We start from the raw sequence: 18,765 nt of genomic DNA, 5'->3' as shown, positions 1-18,765 counted from the left end.
CGTCCTGAAAAAACAGTGCTTAGAAGTTCACGCCGACGCTGAGCGCTACGAAATCGCGATCATCGACAGTGGTGTACTTGCCATCAAAGAAGTTGGTGTACGCCAGACTCGCGGTGTAGGTGTTCTGGTACTCGGCATCGACGCCCAGGCTCACCGCTTTACGACCTTCCTCGAAGTTGCCGCCAGGGCCTGGCGAGTAACCGCTGACGTCGTGGGACCAAGCCACGTTCGGCTTGAGGTTCACACCGGCAAAAACGTCGTTGTATTCCCAGATCGCACGACCGCGATAGCCCCACGAAGTCGGCGTGGTGAAGCCTTCGTTGGTGCAGTTGCGGCTGCGGTTGTTCGTGGCAGCACCCGCGCCGGCACCGTTGATGGTGCTGGTATTGAGTGCAATACAGGTGTCCAGAGCGCCCGAGGCCGGCAGTTCACCCGGACCGTAGACCGGATCACGGCCATAACGAACGTCAGAGGTACTTTCCAGCCCGCCGACATGGGTCACGCCCACTTCGCCGACCAGCGTAAGACGGCTGGCACCCATGACTTGATCGAAAAAGTGCGTCAGGGTGGTCTGGAATTGCGTGACCTCTTTGCGACGATAACCATGCAGGTCAGTGCCCGGCGCGGCAGAGAGCAACGAAGCATTGGTCAAAGGATTATTCGCATTGCCGTTGCCCAGAGGACGAATGCCGGCGAACAGAATGTCGGTGGAGTTCAACTGCACCGGTGCATTCGGACGGTAGCTGACCTCACCGCTCCACGCCGTACCGGTAGGCAGGGTGGTGGAGAAGCTCAGACCGTAGAGGCGAATGTCCTCAGGGTATTCGACGAAGTACTGCGAGTTACCCGCGACCACCAACGGCCCCAGCGCCTGGAACGGACCTGGCAATGCCGCCACGCCGTTGTAGACCGACTGCGGCGCACCCGTGGCGCTGAAGATCGGCGCACGGCTGTGGTAGTTCATGAAGTAGGCACCGAACTCGGTGTCCAGCGGATCGAACATGTACTTGAAGGAAGCGCCCCACTGGCCGCTGTCGCGTGCATCACGATCACCGCCACGCCGGACCAGAACACCTTCCTCGTTGACGTCGACACCGTTGGCAGCCAACGGGCCCAGCGCGATGCCTGGAATCGTCGAGCGCTTGTTCAGTACGCGCAGGTTGTTATTGCAACCATCGGCAATGATGTCGGGCTGCGAGAAGAATGTGCCGCAGTTGTCGACGACAGTCTGGTCCCATTCCAACTGGTAGAACGCTTCGGCCGACAGGTTTTCGGTCAGGCTCTGGGACACGTAGAACATGTTGACCGGGATCAGGCCTTCCTTGATCTCGGCACCCGGGCGACGGAACGCGGACACATCGATCGGGTTGATCGAGTTGATGCCGCCGCCGATGAAGGTACTTTCACCCCAGCTCACCACCTGCTTGCCCAGACGCACGGAACCCGGCTGATCGGCAATGGAGTAGTTGTGATAGATGAAGGCGTCGAGGATTTGCCCGCCAGAGGATTTGGCGCCTTCCTTGCGGCCGTCGTTGCTGACGTTCTTGAATTCCAGGTCTTCGTTTTGCAGCGCGAAGTCGTACCAGTATTTGCCCCGGACAAACACGCCGGTATCGCCATATTTCAATTCAAGGTCATGGATGCCCTTGAAGATCTTCGAAAAGGCTTGGCCGCTCTTGAAGTTCAGGTGGCCGTCATCGGAGGTCTGGGACAGGCCCTGCCCGCCGTTGTTCACGCCGATCAGGTTCTTGTTCGGCTGTTGGGTCGACACACTCATCCCCAGGGAGAGCGACGAGTCGAACTGACCTTCGATTTCACCAACGTTGAAACTGACGCCGAATGCAGGCCCGGCGAGCGAAGAGGCGAGACTGACCGCCAGGGGCAATTTCGCCCGGCGCCAGAACTTGTTTACTGATGTCATCGACGCTACTCCATGTGCATTATTGTTATGGCAGTGAGCACTTCTAAAAACGTTGTGGGTGACGGGGAGCCATGGCGTCCCGAAGTCACTCCAAAATTGCATCGCCCCGTTTTGTGCGTTTGCTCCGTTCTTAAAAATCCTTGAGCGGACTATAGCCAGCAGGTAGTAGAGCTTGATCCCTCTAAAGTGTGATTTGCAGCTGCCAGCCACTCTGGAACAGTCCTTTCGCCAGTCCGACACCTGTCGGCACGGCAAGGATGGCTGAAAATCCGAATTAAACAAGCCAAGCGCTTGCTTGGTGGGGCTGGCGTGCCCTTTCGGGCACGCCAGAAGACGCTTAAAGCGTCGAGAGGAAGGCGCTGTTGTTAGCCTGCCATTCGGTAATGTCGACGCGGATACGCTTCTTGTCGAGCTTGCCGACACTGGTCTTGGGAATTTCAGTAACAAGGGCGATCTGGCTCGGGATCGCCCACTTGCTCAGGTGTCCCAACTCGACGAAGGGCTTGAGGTGTTCCTTGAGCTCCCTGGCCCCGATCTCATGCCCTTCGCGGATCACCAGCAGCGCAAACGGGCGTTCGCCCCACTGTGGATCAGCGATGCCCACCACTGCTACTTCGCGTACCGCTACATGGCGGCTGATCAGGTCTTCAAGGTCCAGGGAGGAGATCCACTCGCCGCCGGTCTTGATCACGTCCTTGATACGGTCGCGAATGTCGATCACGCCCATGCTGTCCAGCGTCGCCACGTCGCCAGTGTGCAGCCAGCCCCCGGCCCAGAGCTCGGCGCCCTTCTGCGGTTCGTTGAAATAACCCTCGGTGAGCCACGGTGCGCGCAACACCAGTTCGCCCTGGGTCTCACCATCGGCGGGCAGGAAGTTGCCGTCGGTATCGACAATGGCCGCCTCCACCAATGGCCCCGGCACGCCCGCCTTGATGCGATACGTGGTGCGTTCGTCCTCGGTGCCGGCCATCAGTTCGTCATTGAGATGAGCACACGATACCAACGGCCCGGTTTCCGACATGCCATACGCCGCGGTCAGCTGAATGCCCTTGGCCTTGGCCGCTTCGTACAGCGTGCGGTTCAGCGCACTGCCGCCGATGACGATTTTCCAGCCGCCGAAATCGGTGCCTTGAGCTGCCTTCGAATTCAGGACCATCTGCAGAATGGTCGGCACGCAGTGGGAAAAGGTGACCTTTTCCTTGCGCCACAGCTCCACCAGGTATTCAGGGTCGTAACGGCCAGGGTAAACCTGCTTGAGCCCAAGCATGGTCGCCACATACGGCAAGCCCCAGGCGTGCACGTGGAACATCGGGGTGATCGGCATGTAGACATCGTTGGTGCCCAACAGGCGCACGCTGTCGATGGCGCCCATGATGGTCGACACGCCCATGGTGTGGAGCACCAGCTGCCGATGGGTGAAATACACGCCTTTGGGGTTGCCGGTGGTGCCGGTGGTGTAGAAAGTGGTTGCGACCGAGTTCTCGTCGAAGTCCTGGAAGTCGTACTGCGTACTGGCAGCCGCCAGCAATTGCTCGTACTCGCCGACCAGATTGGGCAGGTCGGCGGTTTTTTCCGGCAGGTCGGTCAGCAGCAGGGTTTTCTCCACCGTGGTCAGGTGTCCGGCAATCGCCTGGTACAGCCCGACGAACTCGCTGTTGACCAGCACGAAGCGGTCCTGCGCGTGGTTCATGGTGTAGAGGATCTGTTCCGGCGACAGGCGCACGTTGATGGTGTGAATCACCGCGCCGATCATCGGGATGGCAAACATGCATTCCAGATAACGATGGCTGTCCCAGTCCATTACCGCCACGGTATCGCCGGCCTTGACCCCGGCCTCCGTCAGCACGTTGGCCAGCCGTGCGACCCGTTCGATCAGGGTCGGATAGCTGTACCGCAACTGGTCGCGGTAAATGATCTCGCGGGTTTTCTCGTAACGAGCGCCGGACATCAGCAGCCGCTTGATCAGCAGCGGATACTGGTAAGCGCCTTCGGCTGGGGGGATAACGCGAGTCTGCAACATAAGAATCCCTTTTCCTGACTGCACGGTGTTGGCTTTAGAGGTTAGTACTCTAGAACCCTTATACGCCGGCCAAATCAGCCAAAGGAATGATTTGCAGAGTCGTACAAATGCTAGCTTTGCGCCAGCATTTGCAGGAATGCTCTGTCCGAAAGGTTTGCCCGATCAATGCATCTCGGTGAAGGCGAGTTTCACGCCGATGGCGATCAATACCACGCCCATGGTCCGGTCGAACCAGTGGCCCATGCGGGCGAAACCGGCGCGAACGCGTTGCTGGCTGAACAACCGTGCCACCAGGCAGAACCAGACCGCTGTCGCCGCCGCGAGGTAAATCCCGTAGCCGGCCTGTACCGTCAATGGCGTGTGTGGGTTGATCACCACGGTGAACAGGGACAAAAAGAACAGCGTGGCTTTCGGGTTCAGGCCGTTGGTCACAAAACCCGAGGTGAAGGCGCCACGCGCCGTGCGTTCGCCGGCTTCCTTGTGCAGGTCGTCAGCGGCGGGTTTGGCCGGTTGCGCCCGCAAGGCTTTGTAGCCGATGTACAGCAGGTAAGCGGCGGCGGCCCATTTCAGGGCGTTGAACAGCACGATCGACTGCGACACGATCAGGCCGATACCCAGCAGCGAATACCCCACGTGCAGGAAAATCGCCGTGCCGACGCCCAGCGCCGTCCAGGTGCCCGCGCGACGACCGTGGGTCACGCTTTCACGCACCACGACAGCGAAGTCCGGGCCGGGACTGGCCACGGCAAGCAAGTGAATCAAGGCAACGGTCAAGAATTCTGTCCAGTACATAGGGGCTCCTTTTAGGGCAGATCGGTCGAAATGAAACTCACAAGGCTTACGGCATCCCCTGTGGGAGCGAGCTTGCTCGCGATAGCGGTCTATCAGCTGACACAAATATCGCCTGACACTGCGTCATCGCGAGCAAGCTCGCTCCCACAAGAGGCCAGTATGCAGTCTGGTACTGCGTAACCATTTGTTTCATCTGATAGGCTCGGCAGATTACGCCTTCAGTTCAACGCACAAAAGGTACAGTTGATGACGAACTCTCGCCGCGCCGTTTTCCTCGACCATCCGTCCCTGGACCTGGGTGACCTCGACCTCAGCCCGTTGCGCGACTGCTTTGACGATTTGCAGCTGTTCGCTCAAACCGCGCCGGAACAAGTCATCGAACGCCTCAAGGGCGCCACGGTAGCCATCAGCAACAAGATCCTGATCGATGCCACCGCCATTGCCGCCAGCCCCGAACTGAAGCTGATCCTGATCACCGCCACCGGCACCAACAACGTCGATCTCGCGGCCGCTCGCGCTCACGGCATCACGGTCTGCAACTGTCAGGGGTACGGCACGCCATCGGTGGCGCAGCACACGATCATGTTGCTGCTCAACCTGGCGACACGCCTGGCCGACTATCAAAAAGCGGTGGCTGACGGTCGCTGGCAGCAAGCGAAACAGTTCTGCCTGCTGGATTACCCGATTGTCGAACTGGAAGGTAAAACCCTTGGCCTGCTCGGCCACGGTGAACTGGGCGGAGCAGTGGCGCGGCTGGCTGAAGCGTTCGGCATGTGCGTATTGCTGGGGCAGATCCCAGGCCGCCCTGCCCGAGCGGATCGTTTGCCACTGGACGAACTGCTGCCACAAATCGATGCCCTGACCCTGCACTGCCCGCTCAACGAACACACCCGCCACTTCATCGGGGCCCGGGAGCTGGCATCGATGAAACCCGGCGCCTTCGTGGTCAACACCGCTCGCGGCGGCTTGATCGATGAGCAGGCGCTGGCCGATGCCTTGCGCAACGGTCATCTGGGCGGCGCGGCCACTGACGTGTTGAGCGTCGAGCCTCCGACCCATGGCAATCCCTTGCTGGCCCATGACATCCCACGGCTGATCGTCACGCCGCACAATGCCTGGGGCAGTCGCGAGGCGCGGCAGCGGATCGTCGGTCAGTTGACCGAAAACGCGCAGGGATTTTTCAGCGGTAAAGCGCTGCGGGTCGTCAGTTGATAGACTGCGGCACTTTTTTTCACAGGAGCAGTTATGGATCCGCGCAGTGAAGTACTGCTTCGTCAGGCCGAGTTATTCCAGGGTTCGGTGTTGTTGGCCGGTTTGCCCGCCGACGATCTGCTGGGCCGCTTGCCCCAGGCCCATGGTTGGTGCTGGCACGCCGGCGATCAAGCGGCGCTGGACGCACGTTTTGCAGGACGCAGCCATTTTGGTGTGAATGCACCCAAGCGTGAGTTCGAGACGGCGGTGGTGTTTCTGCCCAAGTCCAAGGACCTGACTGACTACATCCTCAATGCCCTCGCCTCGCGCCTGGCCGGTCGTGAACTGTACCTGGTGGGCGAAAAACGCAGCGGCATAGAAGGGGCGGCCAAGCAACTGAACCCGTTCGGAAAACCGCGCAAACTCGACAGCGCACGGCATTGCCAGCTGTGGCTGGTGACGGTGGCCAACGCGCCAGAAGCCAAGTCGCTGGAAAGTCTGGCTCAGACCTATGAGTTGCCGCTGGCCGAAGGCCCGCTGAAAGTCATCAGCCTGCCGGGCGTATTCAGTCATGGTCGCCTCGATCGTGGCAGCGCATTGCTGCTGGAGCACCTGGACAAGTTGCCAAGCGGCCACTTGCTCGACTTTGGTTGCGGCGCCGGTGTGTTGGGCGCTGCGGTGAAGCGTCGTTATCCGCACAATCAGGTCACGTTGCTCGATGTGGATGCGTTTGCCGCCGCCAGCAGTCGCCTGACACTGGCCGCCAATGGTCTGGAAGCCGAGGTGATTACCGGCGACGGTATCGACGCGGCGCCGATGGGTTTGAGCGCGATTCTGAGCAACCCGCCGTTCCATGTCGGCGTCCACACCGACTACTTCGCCACCGAAAACTTGCTGCGAAAAGCGGCTAAACATCTGAAAAACGGTGGCGAACTGCGCTTGGTAGCGAACAGCTTCCTGAAGTACCAGCCACTGATCGAGGAACACCTGGGCATCTGTGCAATCAAGGCTGAGGGACAGGGGTTCAGAATTTATCGGGCCAAACGCGGCTAAGAAATTAGTGCTTGCCGAATGGATTCTGCCTAGGCAGAATCCGCCCCGTCCTAGGGGAGTAGTCTCCCACGAGCGCCATGCTCGTCCGGCATACGTCAACATACTTGGTCAACAGACCATGGCGTATGCGACCCAAGGGTCCGCACCATGCGGATCGCAGGGTTTGACAAGACCTATGACACGAACACCTTACCCGGGGCGGGAAGGCTGTACGTGTCATAGCCGTGTCGACCCGCCCCTTAGGAAAAAACCTGATGTTGGACTCTCTGCTCGTTCCCACCGCAATCGTTGCCTTGGCCGAAATCGGCGACAAGACGCAACTGCTCGCGCTCATTCTTGCTGCCCGCTTTCGCAAGCCCTGGCCCATCATCGCCGGTATCGTTGCCGCGACCCTGGCCAACCATGCGGCAGCCGGCGCGGTAGGTGCCTGGTTCGGCAGCTTCTTCTCGGATGCGGTGTTGCACTGGATCCTGGCCGCGAGCTTCACAGCGACGGCACTCTGGACCCTGGTGCCGGACAAGATGGATGACGACGAAGGCAGCACGGCCCGCAAGTTCGGACCGTTCCTGACGACATTGATCGCGTTTTTCCTGGCCGAAATGGGCGACAAGACGCAAGTCGCCACCGTGATGCTCGCTGCGCAATACCCGGAACTGTGGCTGGTGATCATTGGCACCACCGCGGGGATGTTGATTGCCAACGTGCCAGTGGTTCTGGCCGGTAATTTTGCGGCGGACAAACTGCCGTTGACCCTGATCCGTCGCCTGGCGGCATCGGCATTTTTCGTCCTGGCGATTGTTGCGGTGTACAAGGCGATGCAGAGCAGCGGGTGGGTTTAACCCGGTAGACCGCGTCATCGTTCATCGCGAGCAAGCTCGCTCCCACATTGGTTTTGTGATCGATACTAACCCTGTGGGAGCGAGCTTGCTCGCGATGAGGCCCTCACTGACGAGGTAAAAACCTCAGGATTTACGCGCTTTCTCGTACAACGGCATCACCTTCGGAATCGCCGCCTGCAACGAAGCAATCCGGCTGGACGAAGCCGGGTGAGTGCTCAAGAACTCGGGAGGCGCGCCTTCCGAGACTTTGCTCATCTTGTTCCACAGCGTGATTGCGGCGTTCGGGTTGTAACCGGCACGGGCGGCCAGTTCGAGACCGATCAGGTCAGCTTCGTTTTCATTGGCGCGACTGTTGGGCAAGGTCATGCCGTATTCCGCCACGGTGTCCGCCAGGGCCAGGCTGTCCTGGCCCAGACCGAGCAACGCTCCGGCGCCCTGCTTGGCCATCTCGACCCCGTATGCCTTGGACATCGCTTCACGGCCATGCTCGCGCAGGGCGTGGGCGATTTCATGGCCCAGGATCGCGGCGATTTCATCATCAGTGAGTTGCAGGCTGTCCATCAGCCCGGAGTAGAAAATGATCTTGCCGCCAGGCCCGCAGTTGGCATTGAGTTCATCGCTCTTGATCAGGTTGACTTCCCATTTCCACTGGGCCGAATCCGGGCGAAAAACCGGAGCTTGGGCAATCAACCGGTCCGCGATGATCTGGATGCGTTTGGCGTCGTTACTGGTCTTGTCCAGCACGCCCTTGCTGTTCGCCTCGCCGACAGTCTTTTGATAAGACTGGGCATACATCTGGTTGACCTCGTCGGAGGACAGCATGCTGAACATATATTGCTTGCGTTCAACACCGACCGCGCCACCGCTGGTGGTATTGACCGACTGACAACCGGCGAGCAGCAGACTCGCGCTCAGCGCACACAAAACCAATCTCTTGCTCATCAAAAAACTCCCGGAAAACATGCTGCGTATCCTAGGCGTGGAATTGTATCGACGCCAGATACAACAAAGCTGTAGACGCACATTTCAGATAAAGCTCTCACGTCCGTAGGAAAAAATTCACATTCCGACACCCGCTGCGGCCAATAACGCTGCGCATTGATTCATTTACGACATCAGCCACTCCAAATCATCCATTTTGCCGCCCACCTGCTCATGCCCACCAAGCCCCCGGCCGATACACCTTCGCAGTCGTCCTCTTGCGTGCGGAGCACCCATGAAATTCAAGTCGATCCAGTTTTCCGTGGCAGCCCTCGCCGGCGCTATCGTTCTTAGCGTCGTGGCCGCGCTGGTGCTCTATGCCCTGTTTTCCGGCGCCCGGACGCAAGACATGGTGCAGGAGCGGACCCAAGCGCAATTCGAACAAGTCATCGAACAGCGCCTGACGTCCCTGGCACAAACCCAGGTCAGCCAGATTCAGCGTGAACTCGAAGCGCCGCTGCTGATTGCCGGAGGCCTGGTGCGGGTCAATACGTTGATCGGCACACCCGGCGCCGATGGCCAGCCACAACTGAGCCTGAGCCGTGAGCAGTTGATCAGCCTGATCAAGGAAAACGTGGCCAAAAACCCGAAAATCCTCGGCACCTACATCGGCTGGGAAAAAGACGCGCTCGACCACAACGACACTGCCTACGTCGGCACCAAGGTGGTGGGGATCGACGCCAGCAACGGACGCTTCCTGCCCTGGTGGTTCCGCAACGAAGACGGCAGCCTGGGCCTGGACAAACTGGTGGACGTCGACGACCAGAAAACCCTGTCCACCGGGGTTCGCGCCAGCGAATACTACCTGTGCTCCAAAGAAACCAAAAAGCCCTGCGTAATCGATCCGGCGCCCTACAAAGTCGGCGACAAGATCGTCATGCTCGCCTCCTTCATTGAACCGATCATGCTCAACGGCGCGTTCCAGGGCATTGTCGGCGCCGACCTGTCGGTGAACTTCATTCAGGAGATGCTCCTGGGCGCCAACCAGAAACTCTACGGTGGCTCAGGGGTGATGGCGCTGATTGGCGGCAACGGACGGATCGTTGCCTACACCAAGGACCCGAGCAAATTCGGCGAAAAAGTCAGCGACATCCTCGACAGCCAGCAGATTGCCAACATGGCCAATCTCAAGCGCGGCGAAGTGACCTATACCGTCGACAAAGCCCAGGGCCGGATCGAGTTGTACCTGCCGTTCGGCATCGGCCAGACCGATGCACGCTGGACTCTGATGTTGCAACTGCCGCTGAATGCAGTGATGGCAGACCTGCAAAAACTTCAGGGTGACCTGGACACCCAACGCAAATCCGACACCTTCGGCATGGCCATGGTAGGCCTGCTGATCGCCGGTATCGGCTTGCTGGTGATCTGGCTGGTGGGCCACGGCATTGCCCGTCCGCTCAAGCAAATGGTGGCGATGCTCGACGATATCGCCAAGGGTGAAGGCGACCTGACGCGCCGCCTGACCAGTGATCGCGCCGATGAGTTGGGCTCGATCGCCAAAGGCTTCAACACTTTCCTGGCCAAGTTGCAGGCGATGATCACGCAAGTCGTGACCTCAGTGCAGAGCGTCAGCGATTCGTCGGAACACACCGCCGACATCGCCATCCGCACCAACATCGGCGTGCAGAAGCAAATGGCCGAGATTGATCAGGTGGCGACGGCGGTGCATGAAATGACCGCTACCGCGCAAGACGTGGCACGCAACGCGACCCAGGCCGCGCAAGCCGCCAGCCATGCCGATAAGGCAGCCGCGCAAGGTATGCAAATCGTTCGGGACACCTCGAACTCCATTGGCGTGCTGGCGGTAGAAATCGGCAAGGCCGTTGGCGTGGTGCAAACCCTGGCCAAGGACAGCGAGAACATCAACGCGATCCTGACCGCCATTCGCGGGATTGCCGAACAGACCAACCTGCTGGCCTTGAACGCGGCCATCGAAGCGGCACGGGCCGGTGAACAGGGTCGCGGTTTTGCGGTTGTGGCTGATGAAGTGCGCAACCTGGCGCAGAAAACCCAGAAGGCCACTGAAGAAATCCAGACCATGATCCAGCAGTTGCAACAAGGCACGCGCGATGTGGTGCGAGTCATGGAGGACAGTCAGAACCGCACCGACGAAAGCGTACAGCATGCGGCGAAAGCGGCCGAGGCACTGGAGACGATTACTCAAGCAGTGTCGGTGATCAATGACATGAACACGCAGATTGCGAGTGCGGCCGAGGAACAGAGCGCGGTGGCGGATGACATCAACCGTAACGTGATCAATATCGGGCAAGTGGCCAATGAAGTGGCGGGTGGCGCGGATGAGTCGAGCGCTGCCAGTGCCGATCTGACCAAGCTGGCCGAACAGCAGCGGCGGTTGATCAATCAGTTCAAGGTTTAAAAATCGCCGGAAGGTTATCGATCGTTCCCACGCTCTGCGTGGGAACGATCATATCGAGGTTAGCCCGGGGTCAGGCACTCCGGCCCATTGAGCTTCGGATCATTCACCAGGTTTGCCAGCACCCGCTCGCGCAACGCCGCAGGTTCACTGGCAAGCAACGCCTGCAACGCATGCAATGGCGTCTCGGGATTGAGCCACGCCTCCTGCCCTGCCGCATCCAGAATCAACGGTCGACGCTGACTGGCCGCCGGTTGCGTGATCACCGCCGTGCTCAGCCAAACCTGCTCCTGCACCGGATACGCTTCCCAGATCGCCGCAAAGAACAGCGCCGAGCCCTCCCCCGGCGTCAGCCAATAGGGCCGCTTACGGGTGGTGCCACGCCATTCGTAAAAACCGTTGGCCGGCAACAGGCAACGGCGCTCGCGCAAGGCCTGGCGAAACATCGGTTGTTCGGCAACGGTTTCAGCCCGCGCATGGGCCGGGGTACGGGACAGATCGGTCAGCCACGGTGGCGTCAAACCCCAACGCGCGCGGGCCAACTCACGTTCACCGTCGACGCCGGCTCGCAGCATCAGCACCGAATCGTTGGGAGAAATATTCCACTGGGCCTGCTGATCGGCGGGGAAGCCAGGCAGGGCCGCGAAGGCGGGGTTCCAGCGAAACAGGGCATAACGTCCACACATGGGGCAACACGACTCTTGATAAAACGAACGTCAGCCTAACAGACCAGCGTGCCGGGAAAACTGTCCGGCTCATCGCCGGGCAGAGGCAGCGCGGCATTGTACGCGGTGATCAGCTCCCGGGCGTATGCGGCCTGGTCGTTATCCACCGACAAACCCAGCAGGCCGAAAACCGGCAATTCGCCGGTGCCACCGAGCAAATCGCGGCCCACCAGATGCGCCTCGATACCCTCGCTGGCCAGCATGCCCAGCAGCAACTCACCTTCCATCAGGTTTTCCGGCTCGTAGATTCGCTGCATAGACGCCCCTCATTCGTTTTCCGCATAAACGTCGAGATGCCATTCATCACCATGAACCTGCAACACGAAAGTGATCGGCCGGCAACACACCTGACAATCCTCGATGTAGGTCTGATCGCCTGCGGAAATATCCACAGTCGTTTCCACCTCTTCACCACAATACGGACATCTATACAGTGCAGTTTCCAGCATCGCGGTCTCCCAGGTGACTTGTGCGTATAATCGCCGGTCTATTTGCAGGGCTATTTTTGTCTGGCTACCTTTTCAGACCGTGCCCCGTTGGTTTTCGATCAAAACCTTTACTTACCCTAGCCGTTTCTAACAAGAGAGCATGATGGGCGAATTCGATGCCATCCGACCTTACAATGACAGCGAAGTCCCCGCAGTGCTGGACCGACTGCTCGGCGACAAGGCATTTCTAGATATCCTCATCCACTTCCGCTTCCCGCGTTTTGCCGGTGTTTTCGGCTGGGCGCTCAAACCTCTTATAGCTCATCGGCTGCGCCGTGAGTTCGCCGGCGTCACCTCGGTGGCCACATTGCAGGACAAGGTCGAGATGTACGTCGACCACACCATCGAGCGCGCCACGGATGGCGTGACGTACACCGGCGTCGAGCAGTTCAAGTCCGGCAGCGCCTACCTGTTCATCGCCAATCACCGCGACATCGTAATGGACCCGGCTTTCGTCAATTACGCCGTGTACCACGCCGGCCTGCCGACCCCGCGCATCGCGATTGGCGACAACCTGCTGCAAAAGCCTTTCGTCAGCGACCTGATGCGCTTGAACAAGAGCTTCATCGTGCACCGTTCGATCACCGGTCGTCGCGAGAAAATGGCGGCGTATCAACTGTTGTCGGCTTACATCAACCACTCGATCCGCAACGATTGCGCCTCGATCTGGATCGCCCAGGCCGAAGGCCGGGCCAAGGATGGCGACGACCGTACCGAGTCGGCGATCCTCAAGATGTTCCACATGAGCCGCAAGGACGAGCCGTTCGGCGAAGTCATTCGCTCGCTGAACCTCACGCCGGTATCGATCAGCTACGAATACGACCCGTGCGACCAGGCCAAGGCCCGCGAGCTCTACATCCGCGCGACCACCGGCAGCTACACCAAAGCACCGGGCGAGGATGACGTGAGCATTGCCAAGGGCATCACTGGCTACAAGGGCCGGGTCCATGTGAATTTTGCGGCGCCGATCACCGAGTTGTTTGAAGACACCAAGCAATTGGCGATCGAAATGGACCGGCAGATTCTCGGTGGCTACCGGTTATTCCCGGTGCATTACCTCGCCTATGCACAGTGGGAGGGCGCCGATCCACAACTGCAGGTCCCGCCCGCAGCCAAAGTGTTTGGCGCCGATGAGCTGGCCAAGGCTAAGGAAGAATGGCAGCGCCGGCTGGAATCTTGCCCTGAGGAACATCGCCCGTTCCTGGTGTTGCAATACGCGACACCGGTAAGGAATCAGTACCGCGTGAAAGCTGGATTGCCGCTGTAGGATTTTTGTCTGGATACACTAACGGCGCCTTCGGGCGCCGTTTTCATTGCTGCGTTCATTGCACTCAGAAGCGCGTGCTGATCCACGACACCAGCAACGCCAACCCCAGGCAGGCAAAGCCGAAGCGATAGAAAAACCGGTTCATGCGCAGGGTCGCGCCATCCAGCATCAACATTGGATCGTCGATGCGACGGCTCTGACTTTGCGCTTCGAGAGTAGCCAACGCGCGCTGTTCGCGGCGCCGCGTGGCGTGCAGCAACCAGCCACCCGGAAAGGCCAGCAGCAATGCCAGCAGGTTGATCAACTTGGCGGGATGGTTGGTAAACAGCGAAATCAAATGCAACGACATCACGTACCTCGGGCAAAACAGATGTGTCAGGCGTCGGACCGACGACCGCGGCGCGGATTCTACCGAAAGCTTGCCGACCTGCCCCGCCTTTCCGACAAATAACGAACCTTCAGACCCATAGTTGCCCTGTGTCACGGCACCGTCATCTGAATCCGCCAGTCTGTCGCCCCTCGAAACCGACATGGAAAGCATCATGCTGCACGCCGAAACCCAGGACCGCCTCTACCTCATCGCTCCGAGCGACGAACAACAAGACCTCGTCGGCAGCCTCGCCTTCAACGTTCAGGATCGCCACTGGCTGGTGTATTGCGCGCTGTCTGGACACCAGCATGTGGACTTGCCGGAGACGGATTTGCTGACCGGCGTGAGTGTGCTGGATTTTTATTCGCAGGCGGCCTGATACCACGCTCCCACAAGGGGATAGGTTAAGCCGGCAAAACCGGCAGGCATTAAAAAGCCCGGAACCATCACTGGCACCGGGCTTTTTTGAATCTGGCGAAAGGTTACTCGCCGAGCATCTGACCAACTGTCGGATCCTTGAACAAGCGCGTCAACGCATCGCTCAACACATCACTGACCAGCTTGGTGTTGGTTTCCTGATTCGGCGCCATACCAAAACGCTGATCCAGGGATGCGCCGTAGCGACCGCTGTAACGACGGTTGGCATTCTGGACATCGGAGCGGAACGTCGCGGCGATAGTCGCTTCGGTCACGTACATGCCTTCTTTAGGCGATTGGTATTTCAGCTCAGCCAGCGTCACCGTCAACTGCGGCGCATTCATCGCATTCGAGGTTGGAGTGAAGCCCAGCAAACGCACGGCTGCTTCGGCCTGGGCCTGCAACTTCGGCAGTATTTGCGCGCCCTGCACGGTGATCGCGCTGGTCTCAGGGTACAAGCCACCACGCGTGCCCAGGGTCGGCGACGGACGACCGTCCACCACCCGCACCACCACCGGCTGACCATGGCCGACTGGCGCCAGCTGAGTCGTCAGCTTAGGCTCAGGGTTCAGTTGTTGCGGGCTGTGGGCGCAGCCGACGAGGGTCAAACTGGTCACAGTGATCAAACCGAACAACAGGCGTTGCAACATGCTCTTCTCTCCAGAATCAGGCACAAACAGGCGCGCAGTATAGCGGTGAGCTATCGTTGCTAACTAGCGTATCGCAATGATTGCTCAAATCTCTGACAAACCTGAGGCAAAGCGGCTCCTGTCACACATCTGTCACCGCACCTACACGTTCACGTCATAACCCATTGGCAATCTACTCGACAGGTCATCCACAAGGTAATTCGCCATGCGTTATCTGATCTCGCTGTTCGCACCACGCCCGCGGCATCGCTGCTTTGCGCTGCTCGACCACAATGGTCACTGCCAGGCGTTCAAGCAATGCAGCCTTCAGCCCATGGGCGATGGCTGGGTCGAAATCGAAGAAATACGCCTTAACTGGTTGCACCATCCCCTGCCTCCTAGCGCCCACGTCCGGCAGCCTCAGTCCCGTTCTCGTGTGCAGGCGCTGTTGTCCATCTGACCAGACGCCTAATAAAAGTCATTAAACACGTCCATTTCCCTGCGTTTCTTAGATACAATCTCACCCCGATTATAAGGACGTCTCCTGATCGGGCCTCGCAGCATCGTCAATGCCTCGGTATTGACACCCCGCACCGCCCACAGAGAGCCGCCCACACAGATCGAGTGAAGCGGGCGCTTGCTGTTCCTTGAGCAAAAAAACCCACTTTGCGCGAATCTGCAGAGCTGTCATTACGCTCGGTCACTGAGCTGTTTGCCCGTTTTGCCTGTCATGTACCCCATGACGGCAATCCTTCCGGGCACGGTGCCAGGCTGGGACAGCCCTTTTTTGAGGTTCACGTCTTCAAAAGAGCGTGAAAAAAACGGGTTTTCACAACTTCACAAGAGTGTGGCGAGCAAATGAATAGTTTTGCGTCTGAACATGCACCATTAGCGTCTGAAACAGCCCAACGACACAGGACCGAGCACTCCTCGAACACCGGAGCCTGAAGCCTGTCCTCTACGGATTTGGTTGCACAAACGGACGTCTCGACCATAAGTCGAATTGCCAGCGGCGCGTTGAAGTGAGTTCATGTAACTCTTTTAGACCCGGCCGGTAGCGTCCGTCGAAGTTGCGAAAAATTGCGAAGATTCGGACATGGCACACTGACCACCGGAACCTGGGGCATCACTGACACGCCCCGGAACGCCTGGTAGCCATGCCGACAATTTGGTGCTGCAGATTTTGGAGACGCGTTAAATGGCGCATAACGAAGCAGTCGACGTAGTACTCGTTGGGGCCGGCATCATGAGTGCCACCCTCGCCGTACTGCTCAAAGAGCTCGACCCCGCGATCAAGCTGGAAGTCGTCGAGCTGATGGATTCCGGTGCTGCGGAGAGTTCCAACCCGTGGAACAACGCCGGTACCGGTCACGCCGGGCTGTGTGAGCTCAATTACACGCCGCAGGCCGCCGACGGTAGCGTCGATATCAAGAAAGCCGTGCACATCAATACCCAGTTCGAGGTGTCGAAGCAGTTCTGGTCCTACCTGACGAAGAAAGGCACGTTCGGTTCGTGCAAGTCGTTCATCAGCCCGGTGCCGCATCTGAGCTTCGTGCAAGGCAATGATGGCGTTTCCTTCCTCAAGGAACGCTTCAAGACCCTGAGCAAGCACCACGCCTTCTCGGACATGGAATACACCGAAGACAAGGCCACCATGGCCGAGTGGATGCCGCTGATGATGCCGGGCCGTCCGGCCGACGAAGTCGTCGCCGCCACCCGTGTGATGAACGGCACCGACGTCAACTTCGGCGCCCTGACCAATCAACTGCTCAAGCACCTGACCAGCGCACCCGACGCCCAGGTCAAGTATTGCAAGCGCGTCACCGGTCTGAAGCGTAACAACGGTGGCTGGACCGTCAGCATCAAGGACGTCAACAGCGGCAACACCCGAGAAGTCGACGCCAAGTTCGTCTTCCTCGGCGCTGGCGGCGCGGCATTGCCGTTGTTGCAGGCCTCGGGCATCGAAGAAAGCAAAGGCTTCGGCGGCTTCCCGATCAGTGGCCAGTGGCTGCGCTGCGACAATCCGGAAGTGGTCAAGCACCACCAGGCCAAGGTCTACAGCCAGGCTGCGGTCGGTTCACCACCGATGTCGGTGCCGCACCTGGACACCCGCGTGGTCGATGGCAAGAAGTCCCTGCTGTTCGGGCCTTATGCCGGTTTCACCACCAAGTTCCTCAAGCACGGTTCCTTCATGGACCTGCCGATGTCGGTACGCGCCGGCAACATCGGCCCGATGCTGGCCGTGGCAAAAAACAACATGGACCTGACCAAGTACCTGGTCAGCGAAGTGATGCAGTCGATGGAGCAGCGCCTGGATTCCCTGCGTCGTTTCTACCCTGAAGCGAAAGCCGAAGACTGGCGCCTGGAAGTGGCCGGCCAACGGGTGCAGATCATCAAGAAAGACCCGAAAAAGGGTGGCGTTCTGCAGTTCGGCACCGAGCTGGTCGCGGCGAAAGACGGCTCCCTTGCCGCCCTGCTCGGCGCATCCCCAGGTGCTTCGGTGACCGTTTCGATCATGCTCGAGCTGATCGAAAAATGCTTCCCGAACAAGGCTTCCGGTGAATGGGCTGCCAAACTGGCGGAAATTTTCCCGGCACGGGAAAAAATCCTGGAAACCGACGCTGCGCTGTATCGCAAAATCAACGCGCACAACAACGTCGCGCTGGAACTGGTTGAAGCCAGTAACGAGACCGAAAGCTACGCTTGATTCGGCCTGATAAAAAACGCCCCGCTCTCAATGAGAGCGGGGCGTTTTTTTGTGCCGCTTAAAAGTTCTTAACCGCGAGCCTTGGCGATCAGCTCAATGTACTCGGCCGCATTGCGCTGGTCCTTGATCAGAGCCACGAAGTCATTGCCATGCTCATCCTTACCGTCGAGATCAAGACCGGCTTCGACGAAGAAAGTCAGGAAACGCTCGAAATCGTCGATGCGCAGACCACGGTAGGCCTTGATCAGCTTGTGCAGGGACGGCGAAGTGGCGTCGACCGGCTCGAAATCGAGGAACAACTTGATCTGCTCATCGCCGATCTCGTCACCAATCACTTGTTTCTTATCTTTACGCATTGCCGACTCCAGCTCGCAGACATTTCACGGGGCGGGCAGTTTACCCCTGCCCGGGCACAGGGCTCAACGCGCACGAACACTGCCGGTGTGCAGATCCGCCCAGATATGGCCGTTGGCGTAACTGAGGAACTGGCAATACACCGTGTCATTGCGCAACAAGTCGAGCACCACCCGGTACTGCGCCATTGGGTAAAACAGCGTCAGGGTTTTGCTTTTATCGTCGAAGACCGGCTTTTTCAGGCTTTTGCTTTCGCCATCGAAGTTGACCAGCACCTGATTGATCGTTGCGCCCTTGTTCAAGGACTTGCCCTTGAGGCGAATCGACACAGGGGACGTGACCGGGATCGGCTGTTGGTTGGACTGGCGTTGACTGCCCACCACTACCGAATAATCGGTGACCTGCAACAGTTGTTGCTGCTCAGGTTCGGCATCGCGCAGGGTCAGGTCGTCCGGGGGTAAAAATTGCGCATGCATCGGTGCCGGGGCGGCGGCCAGTGGCAGGCTGAGGGTCAGCAACAGGGCGGCGCAGCTGCGGATCAAAAGGCTCATGACGGGCTCCGAAGGCGAGGCCAAGCACTCTAGCATGAGGATCAACCGCGCGAATTGGCGATATAGGTCAATACTTCGCAGTACGA

General features: G+C 59.1%; 19 protein-coding genes, 1 pseudogene and 1 riboswitch. Of the genes and pseudogenes, 9 read left to right on the top strand and 11 right to left on the bottom strand.

Annotated elements, in window-relative coordinates; translation table 11 throughout:
* Window positions 1–19: 19 nt before the first annotated feature.
* From ACM6I0_RS23175 to ACM6I0_RS23165, 3 genes are all read right to left on the bottom strand, one after another.
* Entirely contained in the window at window positions 20–1,921 is a 1,902-nt protein-coding gene (locus ACM6I0_RS23175) for a DUF1302 domain-containing protein (protein ID WP_285435271.1), read from the bottom strand.
* Between the two features lie 337 nt (window positions 1,922–2,258).
* A complete protein-coding gene (locus ACM6I0_RS23170; RefSeq protein ID WP_285435270.1) occupies window positions 2,259–3,941 on the bottom strand; it encodes a fatty acid--CoA ligase in 1,683 nt (560 codons plus the stop codon).
* Window positions 3,942–4,103: 162 nt separating this feature from the next.
* Window positions 4,104–4,733 (bottom strand): LysE family translocator, encoded by a 630-nt coding sequence (locus ACM6I0_RS23165; RefSeq protein ID WP_090180194.1) that lies wholly within the window; start codon window positions 4,731–4,733, stop codon window positions 4,104–4,106.
* Between the two features lie 246 nt (window positions 4,734–4,979).
* Between ACM6I0_RS23165 and ACM6I0_RS23160 the strand changes: the two genes are divergently transcribed.
* The 3 genes from ACM6I0_RS23160 (at window position 4,980) to ACM6I0_RS23150 (ending at window position 7,816) form a co-directional block, all read left to right on the top strand.
* On the top strand, window positions 4,980–5,945 hold the full coding sequence (locus tag ACM6I0_RS23160; protein WP_414923377.1) for a 2-hydroxyacid dehydrogenase: 966 nt from the start codon (window positions 4,980–4,982) through the stop codon (window positions 5,943–5,945).
* Window positions 5,946–5,978: 33 nt separating this feature from the next.
* Window positions 5,979–6,977, top strand: coding sequence for a methyltransferase (locus ACM6I0_RS23155; RefSeq protein WP_414923376.1), 999 nt, complete (start codon window positions 5,979–5,981; stop codon window positions 6,975–6,977).
* A gap of 41 nt (window positions 6,978–7,018) precedes the next feature.
* Window positions 7,019–7,141, top strand: a riboswitch (yybP-ykoY riboswitch).
* A gap of 90 nt (window positions 7,142–7,231) precedes the next feature.
* Window positions 7,232–7,816: a TMEM165/GDT1 family protein gene (locus tag ACM6I0_RS23150; RefSeq protein WP_222588400.1), complete on the top strand. Its 585-nt coding sequence runs from the start codon at window positions 7,232–7,234 to the stop codon at window positions 7,814–7,816.
* Between the two features lie 123 nt (window positions 7,817–7,939).
* Here the strand turns inward: ACM6I0_RS23150 and ACM6I0_RS23145 are convergent, their stop codons facing one another.
* The gene (locus tag ACM6I0_RS23145; RefSeq protein WP_285435263.1) at window positions 7,940–8,758 is read right to left on the bottom strand and encodes a M48 family metallopeptidase; all 819 of its coding nucleotides are present in this window, start codon (window positions 8,756–8,758) and stop codon (window positions 7,940–7,942) included.
* 274 nt (window positions 8,759–9,032) lie between these two features.
* Here ACM6I0_RS23145 and ACM6I0_RS23140 point away from each other — a divergent pair.
* A pseudogene (locus tag ACM6I0_RS23140) lies at window positions 9,033–10,319 on the top strand (HAMP domain-containing protein); the annotation flags it as partial.
* 12 nt (window positions 10,320–10,331) lie between these two features.
* Window positions 10,332–11,174: a methyl-accepting chemotaxis protein gene (locus tag ACM6I0_RS23135; protein WP_414923483.1), complete on the top strand. Its 843-nt coding sequence runs from the start codon at window positions 10,332–10,334 to the stop codon at window positions 11,172–11,174.
* A gap of 59 nt (window positions 11,175–11,233) precedes the next feature.
* Here the strand turns inward: ACM6I0_RS23135 and ACM6I0_RS23130 are convergent, their stop codons facing one another.
* Genes ACM6I0_RS23130 through ACM6I0_RS23120 form a run of 3 tightly spaced genes read right to left on the bottom strand, consistent with a single transcriptional unit; the run spans window position 11,234 to window position 12,345 of the window.
* Window positions 11,234–11,857, bottom strand: a complete 624-nt coding sequence (locus tag ACM6I0_RS23130; protein ID WP_090180181.1) for an SOS response-associated peptidase — start codon at window positions 11,855–11,857, stop codon at window positions 11,234–11,236.
* 35 nt (window positions 11,858–11,892) lie between these two features.
* Window positions 11,893–12,153, bottom strand: a complete 261-nt coding sequence (locus tag ACM6I0_RS23125; RefSeq protein WP_285435258.1) for a putative signal transducing protein — start codon at window positions 12,151–12,153, stop codon at window positions 11,893–11,895.
* 9 nt (window positions 12,154–12,162) lie between these two features.
* Window positions 12,163–12,345, bottom strand: a complete 183-nt coding sequence (locus tag ACM6I0_RS23120) for a CPXCG motif-containing cysteine-rich protein (protein WP_285435256.1) — start codon at window positions 12,343–12,345, stop codon at window positions 12,163–12,165.
* Between the two features lie 139 nt (window positions 12,346–12,484).
* On the opposite strand from ACM6I0_RS23120, the gene ACM6I0_RS23115 reads away from it, so the two are divergent.
* Window positions 12,485–13,651: a 1-acyl-sn-glycerol-3-phosphate acyltransferase gene (locus ACM6I0_RS23115; RefSeq protein ID WP_414923375.1), complete on the top strand. Its 1,167-nt coding sequence runs from the start codon at window positions 12,485–12,487 to the stop codon at window positions 13,649–13,651.
* Window positions 13,652–13,715: 64 nt separating this feature from the next.
* Here ACM6I0_RS23115 and ACM6I0_RS23110 read toward each other — a convergent pair whose 3' ends face one another.
* Complete coding sequence (locus ACM6I0_RS23110; RefSeq protein ID WP_414923374.1) at window positions 13,716–14,000, bottom strand: hypothetical protein; 285 nt, start codon at window positions 13,998–14,000, stop codon at window positions 13,716–13,718.
* Between the two features lie 193 nt (window positions 14,001–14,193).
* Between ACM6I0_RS23110 and ACM6I0_RS23105 the strand changes: the two genes are divergently transcribed.
* Window positions 14,194–14,400, top strand: coding sequence for a hypothetical protein (locus tag ACM6I0_RS23105; RefSeq protein ID WP_285435332.1), 207 nt, complete (start codon window positions 14,194–14,196; stop codon window positions 14,398–14,400).
* 103 nt (window positions 14,401–14,503) lie between these two features.
* Here the strand turns inward: ACM6I0_RS23105 and ACM6I0_RS23100 are convergent, their stop codons facing one another.
* Window positions 14,504–15,088 carry a YajG family lipoprotein gene (locus tag ACM6I0_RS23100; RefSeq protein WP_090180164.1) on the bottom strand — a complete coding sequence of 195 codons (585 nt, stop codon included), beginning with the start codon at window positions 15,086–15,088 and terminating at the stop codon, window positions 14,504–14,506.
* A 205-nt stretch (window positions 15,089–15,293) separates the two neighbouring features.
* Between ACM6I0_RS23100 and ACM6I0_RS23095 the strand changes: the two genes are divergently transcribed.
* Complete coding sequence (locus tag ACM6I0_RS23095) at window positions 15,294–15,527, top strand: hypothetical protein (protein ID WP_090180162.1); 234 nt, start codon at window positions 15,294–15,296, stop codon at window positions 15,525–15,527.
* Between the two features lie 738 nt (window positions 15,528–16,265).
* Window positions 16,266–17,774 (top strand): malate dehydrogenase (quinone), encoded by a 1,509-nt coding sequence (mqo, locus tag ACM6I0_RS23090; RefSeq protein WP_414923373.1) that lies wholly within the window; start codon window positions 16,266–16,268, stop codon window positions 17,772–17,774.
* 68 nt (window positions 17,775–17,842) lie between these two features.
* Here mqo and ACM6I0_RS23085 read toward each other — a convergent pair whose 3' ends face one another.
* Together ACM6I0_RS23085 and ACM6I0_RS23080 are read right to left on the bottom strand one after the other, a co-directional pair.
* Window positions 17,843–18,130, bottom strand: a complete 288-nt coding sequence (locus ACM6I0_RS23085) for a PA4642 family protein (RefSeq protein ID WP_090180157.1) — start codon at window positions 18,128–18,130, stop codon at window positions 17,843–17,845.
* Window positions 18,131–18,193: 63 nt separating this feature from the next.
* A complete protein-coding gene (locus ACM6I0_RS23080; RefSeq protein ID WP_414923372.1) occupies window positions 18,194–18,679 on the bottom strand; it encodes a hypothetical protein in 486 nt (161 codons plus the stop codon).
* Window positions 18,680–18,765: the final 86 nt, after the last annotated feature.

It is taken from the genome of Pseudomonas sp. IT-P294 (assembly GCF_949767865.1).
Lineage (GTDB): Bacteria > Pseudomonadota > Gammaproteobacteria > Pseudomonadales > Pseudomonadaceae > Aquipseudomonas.
Note: the sequence above shows the minus strand (reverse complement) of the source record. Positions and strands in the feature narration are given on the sequence as shown.